This is a genomic window from Paenibacillus sp. FSL H7-0350 (genome assembly GCF_038593195.1).
In the GTDB taxonomy this organism is placed as follows: Bacteria; Bacillota; Bacilli; order Paenibacillales; family Paenibacillaceae; genus Paenibacillus_AQ.
Genome location: NZ_CP151972.1, coordinates 3,663,583 through 3,683,956 on the forward strand (window position 1 = coordinate 3,663,583; position 20,374 = coordinate 3,683,956).

The following is a 20,374-nucleotide window of genomic DNA, read 5'->3' on the forward strand; positions in this document are numbered from 1 at the left end:
CACATTAGTAACATTTAATGTTATAAAGAGAGGTCTGCCGTATTAACATCCGCTTCCGCAAATAAGCTACCTTTTATTCCCCAACCAGTTCCTTGTACGCAGCCGCATTCAGCAGGCCGGTTACTGCCTCTCCGAACTCTGCATCAAGCTCCAGCTCAAAAATCCAGCCGTCCCCGTAAGGGTGATCGTTGATCAGCTCCGGGCTGGCCTCCAGCGCATCGTTGATCTTGGTCACCTTGCCTGATACGGGTGAATATAGCTCCGATACGGTCTTCACGGATTCGATACTGCCCACGCTGTCGCCTGCGGAGATCGCCGCGCCTACTTCCGGAAATTCTACAAACACGATATCGCCCAGCAGATGCTGCGCATGATCCGTAATCCCTACACGTACTACGCGTCCCTCGCCCTGCTGCGCCCACTCATGCTCTTCGCTGTATAGCAGGTTGTCAAGCACTTCACTCATGTCCAAGCCGCCTCTTTTCCGTAATTGGAGTTCTAAATTTAGTTATAGCCTAAGTTATCGGCTTGCCTAATGTCAATATAACTGACAGTAAAATTAAATTTGTCAACTTTTTGACGTTTTTTGATTGACAGGGCAGAGGGTTACCCGGTTTAATGGAGTCAGTAGAAAAACATATGGTTTGCGAATGATGGCATAGGGAGAGACTGTCTCACAGGAAGACAGCGCCGAAGGAGTAAGCCCGGGATGGGTGAATCTCTCAGGCAAAAGGACCTTTGCCGGACGCATCTCTGGAGAGCATCCGGGTGCCTGTGCCGCAGGCTTCACGGATCACCAACGGGGAAACCTGCGCTTCATTGCAGGGTAACTCTCAGGTACCAAGGACAGAGCGGAAGTCCATTTATGCATGCGTGCATAATGGCTTTCGCCTGTCCTTTTTCGTATGTAATCAGACCAAGGGAGTGACAAGATGGAGTCTTTGAGAAGAACGCCTTTTTATGACCTCTATGCCGCTTATGCGGAGTCCAGATGTATTGATTTCGGCGGCTGGGAGCTGCCGGTGCAGTTCACCGGCATCGTGAAGGAGCATGAAGCCGTCCGTGAACGGGCCGGACTGTTCGATGTCTCCCACATGGGGGAATTCATGGTTACCGGGAGCGGTGCAGAAGCCTTCCTCCAGAGAATGACCACGAATGATGTCACCCGCCTGGAAGACGGCGCGGCGCAGTACACCCTGATGCTCTACCCAAGCGGCGGAGTGGTGGACGATCTGCTGGTATACCGGCTGGGCGTGGAGCGTTACATGCTTGTCGTCAATGCGTCCAATATCGACAAGGACTTCCAGTGGCTGCAGGAGCATCTTACCGCTGAATTCAGCGGCGTCAGCCTGAAGAATATCTCGGATGAGACGCTGCTGCTCGCGTTGCAGGGTCCGCTGGCAGAGACGATTCTGGCCAAGGTCACGCAGGTGTCTCTAACAGAGCTTAAGCCGTTCCACTTCCTCGAACACGCTGAAGTCTGCGGCGTCACCGTCCTGCTCTCCCGTACCGGATATACCGGTGAGGACGGCTTCGAGCTGTATGCTCCCGCAGATACAGCAGCAGCACTCTGGAACGGCCTGCTGGACGCTGGCGCTCCGCATGGCCTGACGCCTGCCGGACTCGGCGCACGCGATACGCTCCGCTTCGAAGCCAAGCTGCCGCTGTACGGCCAGGAGCTGTCGGCGGAGATTACGCCGCTTGAAGCCGGTGTCCAGTTCTTCGTGAAGCTGGACGCCGGCGATTTCATCGGCCGCGATGCCCTGCTGAAGCAGAAGGAAGCCGGTCTGCCCCGGCGTCTTGTGGGCCTGGAGATGATCGACCGCGGCATTCCCCGTTCCCACTACCCTGTGTACGCGGACGGAGTGAAGATCGGTGAAGTAACGACTGGCACCCAGTCCCCGACCCTGAAGCGGAATCTCGGACTCGCCCTGCTGGACGCTGCCTATACGGAGATCGGCACAGAGGTGTACGTGGAGATTCGCGGCAAGCAGCTCAAGGCTGCCGTCATCAAAGCCCCATTCTACAAAAGAAGCCAAGGAGTGAAGCCGCAATGAAGCACCGCTATCTGCCAATGACTGAGCAAGACCGCGCAGAAATGATGGAGACCGTAGGCATACAATCCATCGATGAGCTGTTCGCCGATATTCCGCAGTCTGTCCGTTACCAGGGAACCCTGCCGATGTCCGGCGCCTTGGACGAATACGCACTGCTTCGCCATATGAAGGGCCTGGCTGACAAGAATGCCGACTTCGATACCCACACCAGCTTCCTGGGCGCCGGATTGTACGACCACCACGTTCCGGTCGTCATCAACCATGTGATTTCCCGTTCGGAATTCTATACTGCCTACACTCCTTACCAGCCGGAGATCAGCCAGGGGGAGCTTCAGGCGATCTTTGAATTCCAATCCTATATCTGTGAGCTGACCGGCATGAAGGTTGCCAATGCCAGTATGTATGACGGCGCAACCGCCTTCTCCGAAGCGGCTGTGTTGGCCGCAGGCGCCACCAAACGCAAGAAACTGATTGTCTCCCGTACAGTTCACCCGGAAGCGCGTCAGGTGCTGCGTACCTCCGCCAACGCCTGGGGTCTGCAAATTGTAGAGATTGACTATGCTGACGGGGTAACGGATCTTGCCAAGCTGGCCGAAGCCATCGACAGCGATACCGCTGCCGTTCTGGTTCAGTCCCCCAACTTCTTCGGCGGGATTGAGGATCTGCGCGGGATCGAACCGCTGATCCATGCGGTTAAGGGACTGCTTGTCGTCAGCGCGAATCCCATTGCACTTGGCGTATTGGAGTCTCCCGGACGGCTTGGCGCAGATATCGTTGTCGGTGACGCGCAGCCGCTGGGAATTGCCGCTTCGCTCGGCGGTCCGACCTGCGGATTCTTCGCCGTTGCCGAGCCGCTCATGCGCCGGATGCCGGGCCGGATCGTCGGCCAGACGGTTGACCGGAATGGCAAGCGCGGCTTCGTGCTGACGCTGCAAGCCCGCGAACAGCATATCCGCCGTGAGAAGGCGACCTCGAATATCTGCTCCAATCAGGCGCTCTTGGCGCTGTGCGCTTCCGTCTACTTGTCCGTGATGGGCAAGGAGGGCATGCGCGAGGTTGGTGAGTTGAACATCCGCAAGAGCCACTATGCCGTTGGGCGGCTGGCTGAAATCACTGGCGCAGAGCGCGTCTTCACTGCCCCGTTCTTCAATGAATTCGTCCTGAAGCTCCCGGAGGGCAGCAGTGTGAGTGCGGTTAACTCCAAGCTGCTGAAGGAAGGCTATCTGGGCGGTTATGACTTAAGCCGGGATTATCCCGAGCTGGCCGGACATATGCTGGTGGCCGTAACGGAGAAACGAAGCAAGACCGAAATTGACGAATTCGCAAGCGCACTGGAGGGCTGTGTATGAAACCGGAACAAAGTCTGATTTTTGAATTAAGCCGTCCAGGCCGCTCTGCCTACTCCCTGCCTCTGTGTGATGTGCCGCAGGACGAGGGCCTTGGCTCACTCATTCCTGAAGGGCTGCTGCGCAGTGAGCCGGTCGTACTGCCGGAGGTATCCGAGGTGGATGTGATCCGCCACTATACCGCCCTGTCCCGCCGCAACTTCGGAGTTGACAACGGCTTCTATCCGCTCGGCTCCTGCACAATGAAGTACAATCCGAAGATCAACGAGGATGTCGCCCGCTTCCCGGGACTCTCCAAGATCCATCCGTACCAGCCGGAGGAGAGCATCCAGGGTGCGCTTGAACTGATGTACACGCTGCAAAAGGATCTCGCCGCCCTGACCGGCATGGATGCCGTATCCCTGCAGCCCGCTGCCGGTGCCCACGGCGAGTGGACCGGCCTGATGATGATCCGTGCCTACCATGAGAGCCGCGGCGAGGTCCGCTCCAAGGTCATCGTGCCGGATTCCTCGCACGGCACCAACCCGGCAAGCGCCGCAGCCGCCGGCCTTGAGACGGTCACCATCCCGTCCAATGACAAGGGCATGGTTGACCTTGAGGCGCTGAAGGCAGCTGTCGGCAGCGACACCGCTGCACTGATGCTCACGAACCCGAGTACCCTCGGACTCTTTGAGACGCAGATCGTTGAGATCGCCGCAATTGTCCATGAAGCGGGCGGTCTGCTCTATTATGACGGAGCGAACTCCAACGCGATTATGGGCATTACCCGCCCGGGCGATATGGGCTTCGATGTGGTGCATCTCAACCTGCACAAGACGATGAGTACGCCGCATGGCGGCGGGGGTCCGGGAGCCGGACCGGTCGGTGTGAAGGCGAAGCTGATCCCTTTCCTGCCGCAGCCTACTGTAGCACAGAACGGGGACGGCAGCTTCACGCTGGACTGCGGCGGGCCGGAATCGATCGGCCGCGTCAAAGCCTTTTACGGCAACTTCGGCATTCTCGTCCGTGCTTATGCGTATATCCGCACCTACGGTCCTGACGGCTTGCGTGAGGTGTCCGAGAACGCCGTGCTGAACGCCAACTATATGATGCACCGGCTGGCTCCTTACTTCGAGATTCCTTTCCCGGGCATCTGCAAGCATGAATTCGTCATGTCCGGCAAGAACCTTAAGCAATACGGCGTCCGTACCCTCGATGTAGCCAAACGGCTGCTTGACTTCGGCTATCATCCGCCAACCGTCTACTTCCCGCTGACGGTAGAGGAATGTATGATGATTGAGCCGACCGAGACCGAGAGCAAGGAGACGCTCGACGGCTTCATTGAGACGATGATCCGAATCGTTAAGGAAGCTGAGGAAACGCCGGAGATAGTGATTAACGCACCGCATACGACTGAAATCAGCCGCCTCGATGAGACGCAGGCCGCGCGTAAGCCTGTACTTAACTGCTCCTGCGGTTAACCTTCTGCCAGAGAAGCTAGGCTTCTAAATCAAACAGCCGGGTCAGGGATACATTCGTATCGCTGCCCGGCTGTCTTGTATGTACCCGGAAGCGGATCTCCCGGCTAAGGCGTAAGGCGCTTCACGAACTGGAAGCGGTCATTCACCCGCATTTTACTATAGATGCTCTTCAACATATTGCGCACCGTGCCTTCACTGATCCCCAGATCGCTCCCGATGTGCAGCGCGCTCTTCTCCATCAGCCATAGCCTCGCTACCTCTTGCTCCCGCGCAGTCAGTTTATATTCCAGAAGCATGGCCTCAAGCCGATACTGCTGCATCTCCGGGTTCTTCTCCATCCACTTCTCCATGATATTCTCGGCAATCTGCTGCACGAAGGGAACGGCGAATTCAATAGGCTCTCCTCTATTAAAAGAAATATCAACATACCCGTAAACGCTATCATCATCCTGCAGCGGAGCGCATACACAGTTCCAGTCGCGGAAGGTCTGATCCGTATGCTCCGTTCCCCGCACTACCCCGATGCAGTTCATCTCCATCGCCAGCGATACGGCATTCATTCCCGCCTGCTGCCTGCTTAAGCTGACCCCCGGACGCAGCTCCGCCTGCTCCATCTCCGCCTGCGTCTCCGAAGAGGAATAGACCAGCTCCAGAATGGTCCCCGCCTTGTCTGTCAGGAATACCACATATGGAATCGAGAGCAGTTGGCTTAATTTGTTCATTTCACTGCGGATCGAAGAAATCATAGCTCTATGGTAGATGTGCTCCCTGGATTCTTCGGAAGCACCCGCCGCCACGGACATCCCTCCCTGGACTTGGGCCTTAGCTGCCTCCAGGGGCCGGAAGGCTTCAAGTTCGCTAGCTTCTAAATCCCCAGGCATACTCCATGCTCTTGATTGATTAAAGACTCTCACAAACGATCCCTCCATATTTACCAATTCCTATATCATCAATTTTAAAAGAAAGCATTATAACATACAATTACGGAATAATGAACATTCAGTATTGGATCTGTAAATCCCCGCGTTAGCGCTGTAAAATGTAGAAATCTGTTCATCTCATATTTCTACATAATTCCAGGAGGTTCGACATGCTTCGCATCGGCTATCTATCGACTGCCCTCAATCTGGCTACCGCCATGGTATCCTTCCTGCGCTTCGGCAGTAATTATGCCCTCTTCATCATGGCCAGCTATACACTCTTAACCCTTGCGGGATACCGGCTGCTGCAGAATAAAAGGACACTGCATCTGATCCCTCTACTCACCTTCAGCTGTTCATTCCTCTTATACAACGTGACCTATGTATTATTGAAGCAGATTAACCTCGTAGACCTGTATGCTGTAGACTGGAGACTTGAGGTTCAGCTGGCGCTTCCCCTGCTGGTAGGGTTCGCCGTTCAGACTCTCCTTAAGCGGAGCGGCAAATCCCGGTTGGTGTAGTCTATCCGGGGTTGCCGATTTTTTTTGCAAAATCGACCTAATCTGATAGTTTTCGACATCGGCTCAGTGATATATTTACTCTTACGTCTTTCGATCGCTGAGGATTCAGATATTTTCTCCGCATGCATCTGCGGTAACGCTTTCAAATCAATGAACAGGAGGGTTAAGCTTGAGTATGATTGAAGCCAGAGGACTGAGTAAGTCCTTTATGCAGGCGGTGAAGGAGCCCGGCCTAAAGGGAGCGGTGAAGCATCTGTTCCTGCCCCGGCATATCGAGAAGGTGGCGGTCAAGCCGCTGAATCTGAGCATTGAAGCCGGGGAGACGGTGGCCTACGTAGGACCGAACGGTGCCGGTAAATCGACCACTATCAAGATGCTGACCGGCATTCTGATGCCTTCCTCCGGGAGTATCTCGGTGAACGGGATCAATCCGTACCGCAAAAGAATGGAAAACGCCGCCCAGATCGGCGCAGTCTTTGGGCAGCGTACCCAGCTGTGGTGGGATATTCCGATTGCCGAGTCCTTTTCGCTGCTGAAGGATATCTATCAGATTCCGGATGTCCTCTACAGGAAGAACATGGACTTGTTCACCGAAATGCTAGGGATGAGCGAATTCATCCACCTCTCCGCGCGGAAGCTCTCGCTGGGTCAGCGCATGCGTGCCGATCTGGCCGCTGCCCTGCTGCATAACCCGCCGATTCTGTATCTCGATGAGCCGACGATTGGCCTTGATGTATCCGTGAAGGAGAAGATCCGCGGGTTCATCAAGCAGATCAACCAGGAGCAGCAGACGACCGTGATGCTGACGACCCATGATTTGGGCGACATTGAAGACCTGTGCAAGCGGCTGGTCATTATCGATCACGGCGCGATTATTTATGACGGTACGCTGAGCGAGGTCAAGGCCCGTTTTGCCAAAAACCGTGTGATCTTCTTCCAGGTACGCTCCCCTATGCCGGAATTGCACGAGCTGCTGGAGCAGAGCCCCGGGCTGAAGCTGGAACAGCAGAGCAGCCAGGAGTTCTCCGTCACTTTTGACCGGTATGAGTATACCGCCAGTGAAGTGGTCAGCCGGGTGATGAAGCATGGGGAGGTACTCGATTTCCGCATGGAGGATACCCATATAGAGCAGGTCATTAAGGCTGTCTATGACGGCCATTTGGACCTGAACGAGCACCGGGATGCAAGGGGGCGGACGCACCATGACGACAGCAGCCCGGCTTAACAAATACAGAAGCATTGCCAACCGCTCCTTGCAGAATGTGATGGCCTACCGGAACTCCTACATCATTAATATACTAGCAAACTCAATTAATCTGGTCGCAATCTTCTTCCTCTGGCAGGGAATCTATGGCGGGCGCGAGGCGGTGGGCGGCTACTCCTGGGATCAGATGAAGACCTATCTGCTGGTGACCTTCCTGGCCAATTCCGTCTTATCCTGGTATTCCGAGACCTCCATCTCCGGCAAAATCCTGGACGGCAGCGTCGCCATGGACCTGCTGAAGCCGATTGATTTTCAGACGGCCCGATTCGCTGAGACCCTGGGTACGAGTCTGCTGGAAGGGGCGATAAGCACGGTTCTGCTGATCGTCTTCGCCACCTTCCTTACCGGAGTGACCTTCCCCCACTCGCTTATCGTCTATCTGCTGTTTGCGGTTAGTCTGCTCTGCGCGGTTGTGGTCAAATTCGGCGTGGTCTATCTGGCGGCCCTGTTATGCTTCTGGTCGACGGGGTCACTGGGGATAGTCTGGACGCGGATTGCGCTTACCAACCTGCTGTCAGGCGCACTGGTACCGCTGGCCTTCTTCCCGGACTGGCTGGAAAAGCTGGCGCTGCTGCTGCCCTTCCAGGCCATCATTCATACGCCGACGATGATCTTCCTGCAGCAGGCAGATACGTGGGAGAGCCTAAGGCTGATCGGGATTCAGCTCTTTTGGGGGGCAACGCTCTGGATGGCGGGCAAAGCCATGTGGAACTGGGCGGTCCGCCAGGTGACCATTCATGGAGGCTAAGGCTGAAGGAGGACGCAGAATGAAAATATCGCAAATGCTCTATCTCTATAGAAGGCTATATGTACAGCAGCTTAAGGCGATTCTGGAGTATAATAAAGACTTTTACATCCTAATGTGCTCGGCGGCCTTGACGCAGGTTCTGGGATTTGTGTTCCTGTGGGTGATCTATGACCGGATTCCGGATATTCAAGGCTGGCAGTTCTGGGAGGTCACCTTCATGTACGCCATGATCTTCCTTACGGAGGGAGCGGGTTCGCTGTTCTTCGAGGGAAGCTGGCGGCTGGGCAGGCTGGTCAACACAGGGGAGCTGGACCGTTATCTGCTGCGGCCGGTGCCGGTGGTTCTTCAGGTGTTCTGCACGGGGATTGGGATTAACGGACTCGGCAATCTGCTCATCGGCGGGGTGATCATCTGGCAGTCGCTCATGCACAGCCCTATCCACTGGACTGCGGGCAAGGCCGCTATTCTTATCCTGCTGTTCGTCACAGCGGTCATTATCCGGGTATCCATTAATCTCATGGGCAATTCAGCGGCCTTCTGGATTCGCAATGCCGGGAATGCGTTTCCGCTGATGGTGCATAATCTGTCCGATCTGGCCAAATACCCGATTACCCTGTTTCCGCAGGCGATCCGCATCTTCATTTCGACGGTGCTGCCCTATGCGTTCATCAGCTTCTACCCGGCAACCTATATCTTCGGCAAAAGCGGCTGGTCCGGCTGGTGGCTGCTCGCCCCTGTCGCGGCAATTGGAAGCGCGGCTGCGGCTTACGGGGTCTTCCGGTACGGGTTGTCCCGGTATGAGAGTACGGGGAACTGAGGAGTGCGGCGGGTGTGGTAGTGTGGCAGTCCGCCGCTCACTTGCGGCGGGTTCCGGCGGGAGCTGGGGGAGCTTAAGGTAGCCGGGGGTAGGGTGAATGAGGTGCTGAGGGTGCTGAGGGTGCTGAGGGTGCTGAGGTGCAGAAGTGCACCTTATTTGCCGGATTGGCGCGCATTTGGCGATTTCAGGTGCATTAGTGCACTTCATTTACTGGTTTTACTCACATTTGAGGATTTCAGGTGCACTAGTGCACCACATTCAGTCATTTAGCCAACTATCTACGAATTCAGGGGCACTAATGCTCCTCATTCAGCCATTTAGCCAACTATCTACGAATTCAGGGGCACTAATGCTCCTCATTGGCTCCTTCAGCCCACTTCTGCCCGCATCTGAGGGATTTATCCCTCTTATTCCGCTCATCCGTCCACTTCTGCCCGCATCTGAGGGATTTATCCCTCTCATTCCACTCATCCGCCCACTTTCTGCCCGCATCTGAGGGATTTATCCCTTTCATTCCACTCACCCGCCCGCTTTCGGCCACATCTGAGGGATTTATCCCTCTCCTTCCACCCATCCGCCCACTTCCAGCCGTATCTGAGGGATTTATCCCTCTCATTTCATTCATCCGCCCACTTTCAGCATCATCTGAGGGATTTATCCCTTTCATCCGCCTATCCGGAATCCTTCCGCCAGCCTCCCGAATCACTCCCTTTGATTTTCAGTATCTTACTATACTAAAAAACCTCCCTTTGGTTACCTGAAAGAAAATTCCGGCTAAAAGGAAGGCTTTACTTTACTCTACTTCGTTCTACTGTGCGACAAATTGCCGCTTAGCGAGGTCCATCTCATACCTCTGCGGTCCCGGTTCCGGGTCGCCTCCGGCCCCTACTGGCAAGTACACCACTAACTGTTCGTTCTGGTTGGCCGGGAACGGCGGCAGCTCAGAGTACACCAGCGTATCATGCACAATTTCTCCCAGCTTGAAGGATAACGGAAACACTTTTCCGCTTTCCTTCTCCCTAGCAAAAGCATAAGCAACCAGTCCGTGCCCTGACTTGTATTGGGGCGCAAGCAGATAGACTTCTGCCTTCGCAAAGGAGACCACGGCTAATTTCAGCACGCGGTCGGTCGGCTGCACGAACAAGAAAGCAGGCAGCTCCAGCAATACCTCATCCTGGTCCCCCGTCCGGTACACGATAGAGTAATCAGCCTGATAGGTCTGCTCCCCTTCGAGGCCGTCATTGCTGGACACATTCAGATGTCCCCGCTCCTCGGGGCCGCTTGCGATCATCAGCAGCTCGCCTGGTCCGGCTGAGGTTTTCGCGCGAACCGTCCCTTCGGCATTCACGGAATCGATAATCACTGATCCGGCCAGACCCTCCGGCGGGAACTGGCTGGTGAGTCCGGCTGTAGTTGCCGGGGCCATTGCGGATGTAGTTGCCGAGGCCGCTGCGGAAGCAGTTGGTGCAGATGACACGGTCTGCGCAGGAGCAGTAGGAGTTGCAGATGGCGACGCAGAAGCAGACACTAAGGCAGACGAAGCCGGTTCTGCCGCCGGAGTACCGGTGGCGGATGTATTTTGGCTGCTACATCCCAGCAGCAGGCTAAGCGACAGAACTGTGCCCGCTGCCAGTGTTGTAGTTTTAGACCGGATAGGACTCATTCCCCTCTAATCATTTTTGGAGTACAACCCATTATATAAGATTATCACGGTCCACAAATTTAGAGATTGTCTTATTTTCTTTAAAAAATAGTCACCGGAACATTCCCTTGAGCAGCGGCGGCGTGGCGAGTGTGGTTACCATTACAGCAATAATCACGCTGGTAAAACACTGCGGCAGCAGCAGTCCGCTCGCAAGACCGGTGGCGGCTATAATCAGGGCGACTTCGCCTCTGGAGATCATGCCTGCGCCGATAATGAGCGAGGAACGCGTATTGAACCCGGTCAGCCGAGCTTGCGATTTTCACTCCTTTTATCCTAAAAAACACGTAAAACGACAAGGAGAAGCCTGCGTGACAGGCTCCTCCTAATAACACTGAATTATTCAGTTCACTTCAAACGATTCTCTCCAGAATCGCTCCAATGAACATTGCTGTAAACCGGATTACTTCAGATAAAAGACCTCACGCAGCGGCACCATCGGAACCGCATCATTGAAATCAAAGGAGCCCTCGACCATCTTTGAGGTGATCGCATTCCAGCGGTTGCAGGCCTCACTCCCGGCGATGTAGGCGAACGCAGCTTCCGTATCCTCACATTCAAAGCAATAGAAGAACTGGTTGCCGTTCTGAAAAATCGAATAATTGCGGATGCCCGCTTTGCTGTGCTCCTCCAGAATCTCCGGCCACGGCTCCAGATGCATCTGTACGTATTCCTCTAAGTATTCCTCTTTCACCTTCCAGGTCCAAGCCAGCTTATTGCTGCCCATCCTCGTATCCCCCTGTCATGCATTCCTTTGATCCGATCATATCACATAATTATACAATTTGAATATGTCCGTTTTAGACATGGAGGGCAGCAAGGTTACGCTTCGATCTCAGGTGCTGATTCCCGCTTCATTCGGACGGAGAATGGCAGAGCCAATCGCCAGCAGAACTGCTGCCATCAGGCCTAGGATTGCAAACGGCAGCCACAGCTCATTCCAGCCGCCGCCGGTTGCGGCAATGTCCACCGCCTGAATCGCCCATTTCTGCGGTGTAAAGTTAGCCAGCTTCTGCATATATTCCGGCATGATGGACACGGGCCAGAAGCAGCCGCCCAGCATACAGGTCGGTGTAAGAATCAGCGAATTCAGCATCCCCGCATTACGCGGATTGCGGATCAGGCCTGCAACGGTGCTGGCGATGCCCATAGATACCAGCATGAAGGCCGCCAGAACCAGGAAGTAGAGAAAGAGCGGCATCTCGTAATCATAGCGGAGCACCCATTTTCCCAGGACCAGCACGACCAGGATCTGAATCAGCCCCACCAGAAAGCTGCCAAGGAAGTTACCAAGTGCAATCTCATAAGAACGGACCGGCGCACTGAACATACGCATCATGGTACGCCCTCTGCGGTCATCCGTGATCTGGGAGACGGAGCTGGTCACCAGCGCCATCAGGAACATGAGCGTCATCCCTGTAACTACGCCCAGCGTCTGCCGCGGATAGAGATCATAATCGGTGCGTGTGCTGCCCACGTTGTGCTGCTCCGACTGCTTCAGTACAGCAGCGAGCTGCGCCTGCATTTCGCCTGTTCCCCCGCCTGCGGCAGCAACGGTATGCGCCGCTTCGGCAATTTGAGCGGCAGTGGCGGTGATCTTCAGCTTCATCATGATTGAGCTTTCACTTGCCCGCAGCTCATAGATACTGATCTGTGGCGGCTCCCCCGCCAGCAAGGCGGCAGTGTACCCGGCAGGAATGAACACCCCCACCGTTCCCTCCTGCTTAATTGTCGCCTCCTTCAAAGCGACCTCGTCGCTGCGCGGCTCGAACTTATATTCTCCGGCCTGCTCCAGCTCCGTAATCAAATGTCTGCCGGCTGCCCCCGTATCCGAGTTGGCATATAGCACAGTTGCCGGCTCCTCCGCCATCCCTCCGGTAAGGGAGATAATCGCTGCCACCACTACACCGGGAAGCAGAATGAATACCATAAGCCCCCTGAAGGTGCCAATGCTTCGTCTGATCATATTCCAGGCAATGATTAATATTTTATCCACGGTAACCCACCTTCCGGTATGAGACAATCACTGCCGCGAACAAAGCCGCGCTGATGAAGCACATCACCCACAGATTCGGCAAAAGCTGCTCCAGACCGGAATGCAGCATCATCCGGATGACCGCCTGCTGCACCCAATGGTTAAGCGTGAATGCCCCTGCGCTGTTCACCCAGGAATCGGGAAGCGGCGCCATTCCTCCGCTGACGAAGGTCATCACTATAGTCAGGACACTAATGATGTTCGCAGCAGCCGCCGAGGTCCGGCTGAAGAGGCAGATCAGTACGCCCAGCGTCATCGAGGCGGCAATCATCAGCAGGCAGAACAGCAGCAGCAGTCCCGGGCGGTTCCCCCAGTAGACGCCGAACAGCCAGTCAGACAGCAGAATAATCGTAAGGCACTGCAGGATGCTGATCAGGCCTACGCCGAGCATTTTGCCGATGAACAGATGATTGTCTTTTACCGGCATGGATTGGATTCTGAACAGCGTATGGTTCTCTTTATCGTTAAAAAGTGAGGCTGTCACAGTAAGTCCGCTGTACATCAGGAACATCAGCAGCATGGACGCCGCATAGAACTGGGCCGCCGAATAGGTCTTCCCGCCATTGTTCAGATCTCCCAGCACCACCCCCGGCTTACTGGCAGGTACCGAAGTCGCTGTAAGCGCCTGCGGTCCAAGGGTAACGGCTGCCGCCTGCTTATAATTCAGCTCCATGAGCAGATTGTCGAAGGCGGTTCCGGCTACCCGGTTATCGTCATGGCTCCTGCCCAGAATGAACTCCAGACTCGCCTTCTTACCGCTCTGCACCTCCTGATCAAAGCCCGGAGGAACAATAACCCCATAGGCATATTTACTGGTACGCAGCCCGCTCTCTGCGGCTTCACGGCTCTCTGTTTTGACAGGAATAATGAGCCCCTTCACCTCAGGCGTCTCCAGAAAATCCGTAAGGATCGCAGATGCTTCTGCCCCTCCGCCTCCGGTATTCACAATAGCTACACGTACAGGCTTGATCTCATCTGCCCCCTGCACCCCGACCACCCCGGAGAGGGACGCGCCCAAGAGGAAGATCAGCACCAGCGGCAGCAGGAACATATTAAGCAGCAATGTGCGTGAACGGAGCTGTCTGCGCAGCTCAAACCCCATAATGATCCAGATATTCACACCTATCCCCCCTCTCTAGTCCCGCAAGGTCCGGCCGGTCAGACTAAGGAACAAGGTCTCCAGATCCGGCTCTTCTATATTCAGGGAGGCAATAACCCCTTCGTGCTTGGAGAAAATAAACAGAACATCCTGCAGCGCACTTTGCGAGGAGGGAAGATACAGCTCGATCGCATCCTGCACAGCTTCTACCCGGTTGATCCGGGGATGCTGCCCCAGCTCGTTCACTAAAGCAGGGGTGATGCCCGCTGCCTTCACAACGATTTTCTCCTCGTGGGCCACCCGTTCGCGCAGCTCGTTCTCCGTACCGCAGGCAATGATATGCCCCTGGTCCATAATGGCCACCCGGTCACAGATCGCAGCTACCTCCTCCATATAATGGCTGGTGTAGATCACCGACGACCCCATCTTATTCAAAGCCTTCACGGATTCCAGAATATGATTGCGTGACTGCGGATCAATGCCGACTGTGGGTTCATCCATAATAATCAAGCGCGGCCGGTGCATGATCGCACAGGCGATATTCAGCCGTCTTTTCATCCCTCCCGAGAAGGTGGACGGTTTATCCTTCGCCCGGTCGCTTAGGCCGGTGAACTCCAGCGCTTCCCACGTCCGCTCCTTCAGCAGCTGTCCGCGCAGCCCATAGAGTCTGCCGAAAAAGCTTACATTATCACTTGCCGTCATGTTCTCGTATAACGCCAGCTCCTGGGGCACAAGCCCGATACGCTTCTTCACCTCAAGCGGCCGCTCCCTTACGGACAGCCCGTCGATAATAATATCGCCGCTGTCGGCTTGAAGCAGCCCGCAGATCATGCTGATGGTCGTGCTTTTCCCTGCACCGTTCGGGCCGAGCAGGCCAAAGATTTCACCCTCCTGTATATTGAAATTCACGTGATCCACAATCAGCTTACCGTCATATCTCTTCACAACATCGCTAAGTACCGCAAGTGCCATTGCTGCGCCCCCTTGTTCCTTCAATCTCATACTCTCATTGTACTGCAGGGCAGGGATAAGCGAAGGTACTAAAGGTCATGATCCGGAGGTGACGAAAGTCATCTCCTGAAGAGCAGCACTCTTATGCTAAGATGGATATACCTGAGAAGAATGTCGACACGGATTAGGGATATTTTATTTAAAAGGATGAGCTTACTTGACCAGAGAACTGATACTGCTGCGCTACAGCCTGCTTATAATCCCGGCGATCCTCTCGATTCAAGTCTATGAATTCGCCGACTATGACGGGTTCACTCTGCATTTCATGCTGCTGATGCTGCTGGTCATACTGGGTGCAAGGCCATCCAGATCTCTCGCCACACTGACCGGAGGCATGGAACTGATCCTCACCGCCTGGCTTTGTTATGAATACGGTCCGCTGATGGTTTTTCCGGCCTTGTCTGCGGTGATCTCCTATACCCGGCGGCAGCCCAAGAATACGGCTCTTACCTTCTTCTGTATTCATCTGGCCCTGTTGAATGCCGCGCTGCTTCATACTGCTCCGGCAGTGCTCGTGTTCACGAATCTTACCTTTCTGCTGTGTGCCGGCTTGAATCTGCTGCTGCTCCGGGCAGGGCGCGTGCGTACCGATACCTTATTCCTCTATGATGAGCTGCGCAAAAAGCATTTCGAGCTGGAAGAGGCCCGCGCTAGGCTGCTCCAGTTCACCTCACACATAGAGGTGGCCGCGCAGGCCGATGAACGGGTGCGGATTGCCCGCCAGCTGCATGACGACATCGGTCACCGGCTGATCCGGGTCAAGATGATGACTGAAGCGGCCATTCACACCCTTCCTGCCGCACCGGAATCGGGACTGAAGATGATGAACCAGATCCGGGACCAGCTCTCGGGCAGTATGGACGATATGCGTACTGCGCTGAAGCGGATTAACCATACTCCCCAGCTTGAAGGGGCGCATGCGCTGGACCGGCTGCTGGAAGAGGTGGGCCGCGATACCGGGATTGCCACCACCTATACGGTGCAAGGGATTCCTTATCCGCTCTATCCGAGCCTGCAGGTTGTGCTGTACACCAATGCCCGGGAGGCCATCACCAATGCACTGCGGCACGGTCAAGCCAGCTCCGTATGGGTGGAGGTCACCTATACGGAGCATGAGGTGCGGATGGAGACCGGCAATAACGGGAAGCTGCCGGAAGCAGACCCGCTGGGCCGTCTGCCGGGCAGCAGCGGGATGGGCCTGACGGGCATGAGCGAGCGCTGTGCCATGTTGGGCGGAACGCTGGAGCTTCGGCTGCAGCCGCAGTTCACGGTTATTACCCGGCTGCCGGTGTATCGGCAGCCGGAGGAAGCGCCGCGCTGAATGGAGATATACTCAAAGATAAGAGGTGCCGAAGCATGATTAGAGTATTGATTGTTGACGACGATTCTTTTATCCGCGAGAGCCTGAAGGTCTTAATCGGGCTGGATGCCGGTATCGAGGTCGCGGGAACCGCAGGGGATGGCCGGGAGGCTCTCTCCTTGCTGGGGGAGCCCGGCGGAGCGGATGTTGTACTCATGGACATCCGGATGCCGGGATGTGACGGGGTGGAAGGTACACGACTGATCAAAGAAGCTTATCCGGCAGTGGCCGTCCTGATGCTGACCACCTTCGATGATGACGAGTATATTATTGAGGCTCTGCGCGCCGGAGCCAGCGGATATCTGCTCAAGAACATCCCGCCGGACCGGATCATTCAAGGCATCAAGACTGTACATGAGGGCAATATGCTCATTCATCCCGAGATCGCCCGCAAGCTGGCGGGCTTCCTCCAACCGTCGGCGCGTCAGGAAGCTCCAGTGGCTCAGCCGTTTGCTTCCTATGGACTGACCAAGTCTGAGCAGGCAGTGGTCACCTCCATCGCAGAGGGACTCACCAACAAGGAAATCGCCGCCAAACTGTTCCTGAGCGAAGGCACCGTCAAAAACTATATCACCGACATCCTCAGCAAGCTCGGCGTACGCGACCGGACACAGATTGCGATTCTGTACCTGAAGAGTACGCAGGGGAATCATTAAGCCACGGAAATGCTATCTCTCGCCAATTCTGAGCGTTTCCTCTCACGGACTGCTTGTCTGGAGCCGCATTGTTGCACATTTTACAGGATTCCTCTATAAATGTTACTGGCTATGGTACATTGTTGCATCATTTGCAGGAATTCCGGTGCTTAGTGCGATTCACCCCGTCCAAATGTGGTCGGTTTTTCGATTACATTCCAGGTACCTCACACCACTCCCTTAACAACTATAAATATAAGAGGCCCGTTCCACCTGAACTTAGTTCAGAAAGAACGGGCCTCTTTAACCTTCCGCGCCAGCAGTCACTGGGGAAACTAATTACGTTGGTAATCTACAGTCAGACACCGTCAGACACCAGCAGATTCCTGCTTGGCCTCTGCCGGCGGCGTCTTCTTCGCCCGGCCTAGCCGATCCGCCTGCACTCCCCGCTGCCGGATGCCTGTGCGCATCCCGATGATGCTGAAGATGCTGGACGGCTTCATCTCTGCGGTGATACCCCCGTCCGGGTCCGGCACCAGAATGATGCCGAGCTGATGATGGTCCCCGGCATAGATCGCACGCTGCAGATATTTGCTCTCGCCTTCGCGGTTCTGCACCTCCAGCTTGCAGAACGCGGGGTTCATGCGCAGCGCCTCATGCAGCTGCGCCGCGCTGGTCAACAGGACCCCGTTGACCTTCAGCAGGATCTCGCCGGGCAGGATGCCCAGCTCCTGCGCGGGGCTGCCCTGCAGCACGGCCAGCACCTTACGGCCGGCCGGGGGATGCACGAAGACGGGGCTAAGGCTGCGCTCCTCCAGAGCGCTGTACCAGCTTAACCCTTCGTGCAGCAGAATGGCCGCGAGCGCCGCGACAACCGTCAGCGGGCTCCATAGGTCCGCAAGCAGGCTGAGGCCGAGCAGGACGGCGCTGTAGATCAGCAGCCGTCCGAACGTCCGGGCCGCCTTGCGTCCGGGCAGCATGCCCTGGGTCATCTCGCTGAAGCCGATGATGACCGGCAGCGAGACCAGGCCGAGGCCCCCGCCCAGCAGCGGATGCCACGGCAGTTCACCGATTCCGCTGCCTGCGGGAATCAGCACGAACAGCGGCAGCGGCCAGAAGGCCTGCAGCTGGTAGCCGCCCACCACCTTGCCGCGCTTGCCGGCAAGGAACAGCGGCGTCGCCAGCCGGGGCCCCTGCCAGCGAGCCAGCAGCGCCTCGGCCACGTGAAGCAGCGCGGCCAGCGCCAGCAGTGCGGGGATATCCATCTCCCTCACGGCACCGGCAACCGTTCCGGCGGCTCCGCTCTGCAGCGTCTCCGGGAAGAACGACAGTACAAACTGCACAATTCCAAGCACGCCTATGGCATACGCAAAGCATAAGTAACGCACCCGAAACAGCATTAAGACAAGGCTGACCACCCAGATACAGGCTACAGCCGTATAGGTCACCGAGACTCCCAGTGCAACTGCGGCAAGGGAGACAAGCAGCCCCATGAGGCCGCCGGTCCAGACGGTCCGCCAGGTCTCCGGTCCCCAGCTATGCAGCTTCACATGAATAAGCTTCCGCTCGAGGGCTACCTGTCTGCGGTAATATAGGGCAATAAATAGAATAGCGATATAGTAATAGGGCTGAATCAGCAGATGTAGGACTGCTGTACCTAAGCTGGTCAGCAGCTCCAGGAGTACATTCAACGGTTCGCACACTCCTTTTCATAGCCTAGAGGATAATTATAGCGCGAAGCATATACATTCTTATCTTTTAAAAGAAAAAAGAAGGCTGAAATCAGCCTTCTTACTTTTTCGACGCTGCAGCCTTGATTTCCTTCTGAATCTCTTCGATCCCCTTATTCCGCTGATTGTCATTCACCGGATCTTGGATGACCTTGATCAGCGCCAGTTCCAGCGCTTCCGCGGTCTTGGCGTCAATCGAGCCTGTCGACTTCAGCTTGGCTGCGCTCTGGAATTTCTTGACCGCTTCTTTGGTCCCGGCATCGAAGTAGCCGTCCTTGCGGCCCGGCTTGTAGCCTAGTCCATCCAGCATAGTCTGCGCACTTTTGACATCTGCACTGTTCATATTATATTGCAGCGTAACGCTCTTGTTAATCGGCGCCACCGAGAAGTAATCCGGTTGGGCTACGGCGATATCGGGCTTAATACCCTTGCCGTGAATCCAGGTGCCGTCAGGCGTCAGCCACTTGGCAATCGTAATCTTCAGCAGGCTTCCGTCACCGAGTTGCTCCTCGAAGCTGGTCTGTACGGTTCCCTTGCCGAATGAATTCTCTCCGATCAGCTTGGCTCCGGCCGATTGCTGCAGGGCTCCGGCCATGATCTCCGAAGCGCTCGCGCTGCCTTTATTCATCAGCACGACTACCGGATACTTCTTGCTCGACCCCTTCGAGGTGCTGATCTCGCGCCGCTTGTTCTTATCCTCCACCTGCACGATGGCTTTGCCGGACGGTACGAACTGCTCGACCATCTCAATGACGACCGGCAGCACACCGCCCGGGTCATTGCGGACATCAATAACAAGTCCCTTCATGCCTTGCTTCTCCAGCTTCGTCAATTCTTCCTTGAACCGCTCCGAGGTGTTCTGTGAGAACTGCGTAACCTCGATCACACCAACATGCTCCTTCTCCATCTTCGCATAGACCGTCTCCAGTCTGACATCATCACGGGTGATGGCGAATTGCAGCGGCTCTGCTGTTCCGGTCCGCTGAACCTTCAGGGTCGCCTTGCTGCCCTTGGGACCGCGGATTTTGGCTACAGCTGCATTCAACTCCAGCCCTTCCAGCGATTCACCGTTCACGGAGAGGATCACATCCTTGGCTTGAATGCCCGCCTTCTCTGCAGGTGAGCCCTTGATCGGGGAGACAACAACGACCTTGCCGTTGTCAGAGGAGACTTCAGCGCCTATCCCCGAGAAGGAGCCTTCGATGCTCTCCTCGAACCGCTGTGCCGTCTCCTTGCCCATGTAGTTGGAATACGGGTCGCCCAGTGCTTCCATCATTCCGTTGACCGCACCGTCAATCAGCTTCTCCCGGTCGACCTTCTCATAATAATTGCTCTCGATCAGGCTAAGAGCGGTACCCAGCTTCTTCGATTCCTTCTCCTGTAGTCCGGCAGTCTGCAGGACCGTCGCCAGCCCTTCACCTGCGGCTTGTCCGAATACCTGCACATAACCGGTCACGCCCAGGGTCAGCAGACTGCCGCACAGCAGTGCCGCGACGATCATAAAGGCCGCAGTGCTTTTCTTTAACATGATGTTCCCACCGTCCCTTCTTGTCCATCTTAACACCAGCATGGGCCCGTTCCATGAGAAACGGCATCTCTTCCAGTATATGCCGCAGCACGAAAATATATTTATCAGTTCAGCAAAAATTGGATTTTTCAGACTCAGTCT

The 20,374-nt window shown here is 55.7% G+C and carries 19 protein-coding genes, 1 pseudogene and 1 riboswitch; of the genes and pseudogenes, 9 read left to right on the forward strand and 11 right to left on the reverse strand.

The window, feature by feature from the left end; translation table 11 throughout:
* Positions 1 to 73: 73 nt before the first annotated feature.
* Positions 74 to 466 carry a glycine cleavage system protein GcvH gene (gene gcvH, locus NYE24_RS16785; RefSeq protein ID WP_342479136.1) on the reverse strand — a complete coding sequence of 131 codons (393 nt, stop codon included), beginning with the start codon at positions 464 to 466 and terminating at the stop codon, positions 74 to 76.
* Between the two features lie 184 nt (positions 467 to 650).
* Positions 651 to 748, forward strand: a riboswitch (glycine riboswitch).
* Between the two features lie 184 nt (positions 749 to 932).
* Between gcvH and gcvT the strand changes: the two genes are divergently transcribed.
* The 3 genes from gcvT to gcvPB are packed head-to-tail and all read left to right on the forward strand — an operon-like array spanning position 933 to position 4,863.
* On the forward strand, positions 933 to 2,057 hold the full coding sequence (gene gcvT / locus NYE24_RS16790; RefSeq protein ID WP_341027285.1) for a glycine cleavage system aminomethyltransferase GcvT: 1,125 nt from the start codon (positions 933 to 935) through the stop codon (positions 2,055 to 2,057).
* Positions 2,054 to 3,406: an aminomethyl-transferring glycine dehydrogenase subunit GcvPA gene (gcvPA, locus tag NYE24_RS16795; RefSeq protein WP_036694732.1), complete on the forward strand. Its 1,353-nt coding sequence runs from the start codon at positions 2,054 to 2,056 to the stop codon at positions 3,404 to 3,406. The genes gcvT and gcvPA overlap by 4 nt, the downstream gene beginning before the upstream one ends.
* A complete protein-coding gene (gene gcvPB, locus NYE24_RS16800) occupies positions 3,403 to 4,863 on the forward strand; it encodes an aminomethyl-transferring glycine dehydrogenase subunit GcvPB (protein ID WP_342479137.1) in 1,461 nt (486 codons plus the stop codon). Before gcvPA ends, gcvPB begins: the two co-directional genes overlap by 4 nt.
* 104 nt (positions 4,864 to 4,967) lie before the next feature.
* On the opposite strand, the gene NYE24_RS16805 is transcribed toward gcvPB, so the two are convergent.
* Positions 4,968 to 5,744, reverse strand: a complete 777-nt coding sequence (locus tag NYE24_RS16805) for a LuxR C-terminal-related transcriptional regulator (protein WP_342479138.1) — start codon at positions 5,742 to 5,744, stop codon at positions 4,968 to 4,970.
* Positions 5,745 to 5,953: 209 nt separating this feature from the next.
* Here NYE24_RS16805 and NYE24_RS16810 point away from each other — a divergent pair, with 209 nt between their 5' ends.
* From NYE24_RS16810 to NYE24_RS16825, 4 genes are all read left to right on the forward strand, one after another.
* Positions 5,954 to 6,304 (forward strand): hypothetical protein, encoded by a 351-nt coding sequence (locus tag NYE24_RS16810; RefSeq protein WP_341027288.1) that lies wholly within the window; start codon positions 5,954 to 5,956, stop codon positions 6,302 to 6,304.
* 175 nt (positions 6,305 to 6,479) lie between these two features.
* Positions 6,480 to 7,529, forward strand: coding sequence for an ATP-binding cassette domain-containing protein (locus tag NYE24_RS16815; RefSeq protein ID WP_342479248.1), 1,050 nt, complete (start codon positions 6,480 to 6,482; stop codon positions 7,527 to 7,529).
* Positions 7,507 to 8,316 (forward strand): ABC-2 family transporter protein, encoded by an 810-nt coding sequence (locus NYE24_RS16820; protein ID WP_342479139.1) that lies wholly within the window; start codon positions 7,507 to 7,509, stop codon positions 8,314 to 8,316. Before NYE24_RS16815 ends, NYE24_RS16820 begins: the two co-directional genes overlap by 23 nt.
* Before the next feature lie 19 nt (positions 8,317 to 8,335).
* On the forward strand, positions 8,336 to 9,133 hold the full coding sequence (locus NYE24_RS16825) for an ABC-2 family transporter protein (RefSeq protein ID WP_076161251.1): 798 nt from the start codon (positions 8,336 to 8,338) through the stop codon (positions 9,131 to 9,133).
* 346 nt (positions 9,134 to 9,479) lie between these two features.
* Here NYE24_RS16825 and NYE24_RS16830 read toward each other — a convergent pair whose 3' ends face one another.
* The 7 genes and pseudogenes from NYE24_RS16830 to NYE24_RS16860 all read right to left on the reverse strand — a co-directional run bounded on the left by NYE24_RS16830 (position 9,480) and on the right by NYE24_RS16860 (position 14,941).
* The gene (locus NYE24_RS16830) at positions 9,480 to 9,800 is read right to left on the reverse strand and encodes a hypothetical protein (protein ID WP_342479140.1); all 321 of its coding nucleotides are present in this window, start codon (positions 9,798 to 9,800) and stop codon (positions 9,480 to 9,482) included.
* A 141-nt stretch (positions 9,801 to 9,941) separates the two neighbouring features.
* Positions 9,942 to 10,796 (reverse strand): hypothetical protein, encoded by an 855-nt coding sequence (locus NYE24_RS16835; RefSeq protein ID WP_342479141.1) that lies wholly within the window; start codon positions 10,794 to 10,796, stop codon positions 9,942 to 9,944.
* A gap of 91 nt (positions 10,797 to 10,887) precedes the next feature.
* Positions 10,888 to 11,088: pseudogene (locus NYE24_RS16840) on the reverse strand (cation:proton antiporter); the annotation flags it as partial.
* Between the two features lie 150 nt (positions 11,089 to 11,238).
* Positions 11,239 to 11,562, reverse strand: a complete 324-nt coding sequence (locus NYE24_RS16845; protein WP_076161261.1) for an L-rhamnose mutarotase — start codon at positions 11,560 to 11,562, stop codon at positions 11,239 to 11,241.
* 108 nt (positions 11,563 to 11,670) lie between these two features.
* A complete protein-coding gene (locus NYE24_RS16850) occupies positions 11,671 to 12,831 on the reverse strand; it encodes an ABC transporter permease (RefSeq protein ID WP_342479142.1) in 1,161 nt (386 codons plus the stop codon).
* A complete protein-coding gene (locus tag NYE24_RS16855) occupies positions 12,824 to 13,990 on the reverse strand; it encodes an ABC transporter permease (protein ID WP_036694719.1) in 1,167 nt (388 codons plus the stop codon). The genes NYE24_RS16850 and NYE24_RS16855 overlap by 8 nt, the downstream gene beginning before the upstream one ends.
* 15 nt (positions 13,991 to 14,005) lie before the next feature.
* On the reverse strand, positions 14,006 to 14,941 hold the full coding sequence (locus NYE24_RS16860) for an ABC transporter ATP-binding protein (protein ID WP_076161266.1): 936 nt from the start codon (positions 14,939 to 14,941) through the stop codon (positions 14,006 to 14,008).
* Between the two features lie 196 nt (positions 14,942 to 15,137).
* Here NYE24_RS16860 and NYE24_RS16865 point away from each other — a divergent pair, with 196 nt between their 5' ends.
* Positions 15,138 to 16,301: a sensor histidine kinase gene (locus NYE24_RS16865; RefSeq protein ID WP_342479143.1), complete on the forward strand. Its 1,164-nt coding sequence runs from the start codon at positions 15,138 to 15,140 to the stop codon at positions 16,299 to 16,301.
* Between the two features lie 35 nt (positions 16,302 to 16,336).
* Positions 16,337 to 16,996, forward strand: coding sequence for a response regulator transcription factor (locus tag NYE24_RS16870; RefSeq protein WP_076161271.1), 660 nt, complete (start codon positions 16,337 to 16,339; stop codon positions 16,994 to 16,996).
* A 347-nt stretch (positions 16,997 to 17,343) separates the two neighbouring features.
* Here NYE24_RS16870 and NYE24_RS16875 read toward each other — a convergent pair whose 3' ends face one another.
* Both NYE24_RS16875 and NYE24_RS16880 read right to left on the reverse strand, forming a co-directional pair.
* The gene (locus NYE24_RS16875; protein WP_342479144.1) at positions 17,344 to 18,666 is read right to left on the reverse strand and encodes a PDZ domain-containing protein; all 1,323 of its coding nucleotides are present in this window, start codon (positions 18,664 to 18,666) and stop codon (positions 17,344 to 17,346) included.
* 100 nt (positions 18,667 to 18,766) lie between these two features.
* Positions 18,767 to 20,233: a S41 family peptidase gene (locus tag NYE24_RS16880; protein WP_036694715.1), complete on the reverse strand. Its 1,467-nt coding sequence runs from the start codon at positions 20,231 to 20,233 to the stop codon at positions 18,767 to 18,769.
* Positions 20,234 to 20,374: the final 141 nt, after the last annotated feature.

Bases quoted from the DNA above. Each gene is read 5' to 3' on its own strand.
- NYE24_RS16810 (WP_341027288.1), top strand. From the start codon at position 5,954: ATGCTTCGCATCGGCTATCTATCGACTGCCCTCAATCTGGCTACCGCC.
- NYE24_RS16835 (WP_342479141.1), bottom strand. From the start codon at position 10,796: ATGAGTCCTATCCGGTCTAAAACTACAACACTGGCAGCGGGCACAGTT.
- NYE24_RS16820 (WP_342479139.1), top strand. From the start codon at position 7,507: ATGACGACAGCAGCCCGGCTTAACAAATACAGAAGCATTGCCAACCGC.
- gcvH (WP_342479136.1), bottom strand. From the start codon at position 466: ATGAGTGAAGTGCTTGACAACCTGCTATACAGCGAAGAGCATGAGTGG.
- gcvT (WP_341027285.1), top strand. From the start codon at position 933: ATGGAGTCTTTGAGAAGAACGCCTTTTTATGACCTCTATGCCGCTTAT.
- NYE24_RS16870 (WP_076161271.1), top strand. From the start codon at position 16,337: ATGATTAGAGTATTGATTGTTGACGACGATTCTTTTATCCGCGAGAGC.
- NYE24_RS16805 (WP_342479138.1), bottom strand. From the start codon at position 5,744: ATGCCTGGGGATTTAGAAGCTAGCGAACTTGAAGCCTTCCGGCCCCTG.
- NYE24_RS16880 (WP_036694715.1), bottom strand. From the start codon at position 20,233: ATGTTAAAGAAAAGCACTGCGGCCTTTATGATCGTCGCGGCACTGCTG.
- gcvPA (WP_036694732.1), top strand. From the start codon at position 2,054: ATGAAGCACCGCTATCTGCCAATGACTGAGCAAGACCGCGCAGAAATG.
- NYE24_RS16830 (WP_342479140.1), bottom strand. From the start codon at position 9,800: ATGAAAGGGATAAATCCCTCAGATGATGCTGAAAGTGGGCGGATGAAT.
- gcvPB (WP_342479137.1), top strand. From the start codon at position 3,403: ATGAAACCGGAACAAAGTCTGATTTTTGAATTAAGCCGTCCAGGCCGC.
- NYE24_RS16815 (WP_342479248.1), top strand. From the start codon at position 6,480: ATGATTGAAGCCAGAGGACTGAGTAAGTCCTTTATGCAGGCGGTGAAG.
- NYE24_RS16860 (WP_076161266.1), bottom strand. From the start codon at position 14,941: ATGGCACTTGCGGTACTTAGCGATGTTGTGAAGAGATATGACGGTAAG.
- NYE24_RS16845 (WP_076161261.1), bottom strand. From the start codon at position 11,562: ATGGGCAGCAATAAGCTGGCTTGGACCTGGAAGGTGAAAGAGGAATAC.
- NYE24_RS16825 (WP_076161251.1), top strand. From the start codon at position 8,336: ATGAAAATATCGCAAATGCTCTATCTCTATAGAAGGCTATATGTACAG.